This is a genomic window from Paraburkholderia mimosarum LMG 23256 = NBRC 106338 (assembly GCF_000739815.1).
In the GTDB taxonomy this organism is placed as follows: domain Bacteria; phylum Pseudomonadota; class Gammaproteobacteria; order Burkholderiales; family Burkholderiaceae; genus Paraburkholderia; species Paraburkholderia mimosarum.
The window spans coordinates 1-3,496 of the sequence record NZ_BBJJ01000189.1 but is presented as its reverse complement, the minus strand read 5'-3'; the positions used below and the strand labels follow the sequence as shown (position 1 = coordinate 3,496).

Below are 3,496 nucleotides of genomic sequence, written 5' to 3'. Positions count from 1 at the left end.
CCGCCCAATCTATATCGCCAAGGATGACCAGTACCTGTGTCCGGCTGGGCACCGGGCAATATACAGGTTCACCACGGTCGAGAGGGCGAATCTGCTGAAGCTGCGTGTCTACTGGAGCAGTGCCTGTCCGCGTTGCCCCCTCAAGAGCCAGTGCACCCCGGCTCCCCACCGACGCATTCGGCGATGGGAACACGAAGCGGTTCTTGAGGCGATGCAGCGCAGACTGGACCGTCACCTTGACACCATGACGATACGGCGGCGAACGGTCGAACACGTGTTTGGAACTCTCAAGCACTGGATGCGTTCGACTCACTTCCAGGCACGTGGGCATCGGCACGTTGCGGCCGAAATGAGCTTGCACGTGCTGGCGTACAACCTCAAGCGCATCATCAGGATTCTGGGATTTGCAGATGCGATGCGGGCAATGAGGTTGGCAGGAGCGTGATATCTGCTGGCGCTACACGCGCTCGAATACAACAATCAGCTGAGTCTCAACCGGCCAAGCACGACGCCCCAACCGAGGCGCACGCCAAGTCGGTCGGCACGGGCGTTTTTACACACCCTTGGCCGTTCGGAGATCAACTATGCAAAATCGCATTTTTTTGGCATTGGCCATTCGCGCCTTTCGGCGTTTGACAACCCAATTGGCGGTCCCCAACGACAACTTCGGACGTGCATTTTTGTGCCAATGGTGTAGTCTCTACCGCACGTTCAATCGAGGTGCGTAAAGATGGCAGAGCATGATCCGTTGCGCTTTGCTACAGGTCTGAGTGCCAAACTGGCAACACGGTCTCGTCATGTGTGCACGTTGTTTGGTGCAGGAACCTCCAAGTCATGTGGATTACCAGACGCAGCTGAGCTACAAAGGCGAATCCTTGCCGCCCTTCCGATGGCTCAACGTACTGCACTGGCCGGGCAACTCAACGGAGGAATCTCGAAGAGGGGTTGAGTAGACTGAGGCGGATCTCTGCACTTTTGACCGGCGATCAGGCGATCGATGGCCTAGCCGCGTCGGCGAAACAGGAGGACATCATGTTTGCAAAGTATTTCGAATCGCGACAGAGGTTCGATGAGCTCGTTGCAAATCCTGAGAGCAACCTACTTGAGGAATTTACTCTGAGGTTGTGGGAGGTCGGCTTTGCGGGCATCACCGCGCGCCGACATCTCCGAGCTGCTGAACATCTGCTGTACTGGACTCACAAGCACAGAATCGCATCTACAAATCTTTCTCCCGATATCATTCGACGTTTCGGCAACCACCTGAGTAGCTGCACGTGTTTGAGATACGGTCATGCACACGGATCGATCAGTCCGTGAAACTGGAGGCACTCGAATCTGTCGTGGCGCCGAAGCTACGCTCCGGGCGCTTCAAGGCGACAGACGAGCTAATTGCGTTGCTGAATACGGCACTTATTACGCATCGACGGAAGACCGTTGGACGCTGACGGCAGCGGGGTTCGTGCCAGCGGACTCCGCATAAGACTGTTCAGCGCATTACAACTGCCCTTTGAACACTGGCACGCATGGCTGCAAGACCCGACTCTCGCCGACGCAATCCTCGACCGCCTCGTCCATCAGGCTCACAAGCTTTCGTTGAAGGGCGATTCGATGCGCAAGAAGAACGCACTTGATCAAAAAGTAGCCTGATCTCGAACACTCGCAGTAGAATCGAAGCAATAGCAGTACCTCCCTCCTGGCCTGTTCGACAGCACCGAAACGGGCGTTCAACTTCCCCGAAATACGCACCTTAGTGTCAAATGGTTTTGTTCGAGCCGTTACACGTTACCCGCGTGACCTTGGCTTGCGCCCTCAATTTCCACCAGTCGATCGAAGGAAGTCAAATGCTGAACTATGCTGATGCCGTCACACTCCTCCCGGATAGCTTGGACTTCGACAAAGAGTTCTACAAAAAGCACCTCGATGCCAGTGGTATCCCAATCGTCGCGCGCGCAGAGGTAGCTGATTCCGCACTTTCAAAGGTCAGACGCATTATTGACAGAATGGTCTCAAAGCATGTCGTAATCCGAAGGCGACTCGCACGCAACATCAAGGGGTTCCTCATAATCCCAAAGGGTAGTGAAATGACGACTCTGCCTGAATATGCGGACTTGGATCAACGATTTCCGCTACCTTCCGGGGAAAAATGGGATAAAAGGGCGCAGGGTGTTGGCTGGGCTCCTGACTATCCGTATGTCAGCTGCAGTGAAGCGAATCTGTTGCATTTGGGGCTTCCTTTTGATAGATATCCTAATGAATCAATCTGCATTCACGAGTTTTCCCATGCCGTACTGAATGCGGGGATACTTTTCGAGTACCCGAGCTTTGCGAGCCGAATCGACGCGTTATACGAAAATGCCAAAAATACTTATTTGGGAAATTCATACGCTGGAGAAAATCGCGACGAATACTGGGCCGAGGGAAGTCAGGCCTGGTTCAACGCGGCAGATTGCACTAATCGAGCCAAGAGCCCAACGTGCACAATCCATGAATTGTATCAAATCGATCCCCATTTTGCTCGGGAAATTAGTAAATGGTTTCCCTTTCCGTTTGAAGGTTCTCCAATTTTCCCATAATGAGGGCGTTGTTGCATAAATCGAACGTAATGGAAGACAAAACCGCTTTATCACGGCCACCGGTTCCCTGCCGTCGTCATCAGCTGCGCGGTTCGCTGGTGTTTCCGGTTTAGCCTGAGCCCGCGCTCTCGAGCGTGGTGTTGTGGTCACGTATGAGACGATCCGTTGCTGAAGGCCGCGCGGCGCAAGCCGGGCAGTACGTGGCACCTCGACGAGATGTTCATGACGCTGCGCGGCGAGCCGTATCTGTCGTGGCGAGCGGTCGACGAGCATGGCGCAGGACTGGACCTGCTTGTGCAAGAGCGGCGTGACAAGGCATCGGCAAAGCGCTTCTTCCTCAGGGTGCTGCGTTCAAACCCGGTGCCGCGCAAGATCGTGACCGACCAGCTGCGCGGCTAGCCGGCGGCGAAGTCGGGCAATCCTGAGCTTGCTCATGAGAAGCACATTTTCGTCGAACCGGCTGCACGCGTGAACACCTCCACTTCGCCAAACCCGACAGAATACGCGACCACGATTGAATCCTTGTCGGGTAGCAGCGACGCATCACTGCGCCGCCGCCCCCTGAGAACCGGACGTGCGGGTCACCCCGCATCCGGCTCAAGCCATTGCTTCAGCACCATCGGGTGGCACCGGGCAACCTGTCGGCGCGTTTCGCGGTTCGACGGCGGGCAAAGTAGGGGGCCATGCGGGATCAAACGGATTGGCCAGTCTCCCGAATTTTGATGGGCCGCTGAACCACGACTGTCGCTGCGCGGAAGAGTTTCAAGCCGCAGGTGTCACCCTCGGTTGAACCCGTTGTCGCAAAATCCCAGAGCCGGTATCCATCGCGCCGGAAGTACCGTTGTCTGACCCACCGGGCTCCTTTGGGGTGTCGACGCTTCGCCCATTTCCAGAGCCATCGCCAGATGTGCGAGTCGATTGAG

At 55.8% G+C, this 3,496-nt stretch carries 2 protein-coding genes and 2 pseudogenes; all 4 read left to right on the top strand.

What is annotated here, in order from left to right; genetic code table 11:
- Positions 1-445 (top strand): transposase (locus tag BMI01S_RS36355; RefSeq protein ID WP_042292947.1); only part of this gene is annotated, 445 nt, incomplete at its 5' end.
- Between the two features lie 1,052 nt (positions 446-1,497).
- Positions 1,498-1,647 (top strand): annotated as a pseudogene (locus tag BMI01S_RS40245) (ATP-binding protein); the annotation flags it as partial.
- Positions 1,648-1,841: 194 nt separating this feature from the next.
- Positions 1,842-2,573: a hypothetical protein gene (locus tag BMI01S_RS41640; protein ID WP_154671522.1), complete on the top strand. Its 732-nt coding sequence runs from the start codon at positions 1,842-1,844 to the stop codon at positions 2,571-2,573.
- Positions 2,574-2,651: 78 nt separating this feature from the next.
- A pseudogene (locus BMI01S_RS40240) lies at positions 2,652-3,071 on the top strand (DDE-type integrase/transposase/recombinase); the annotation flags it as partial.
- Positions 3,072-3,496 lie beyond the last annotated feature (425 nt).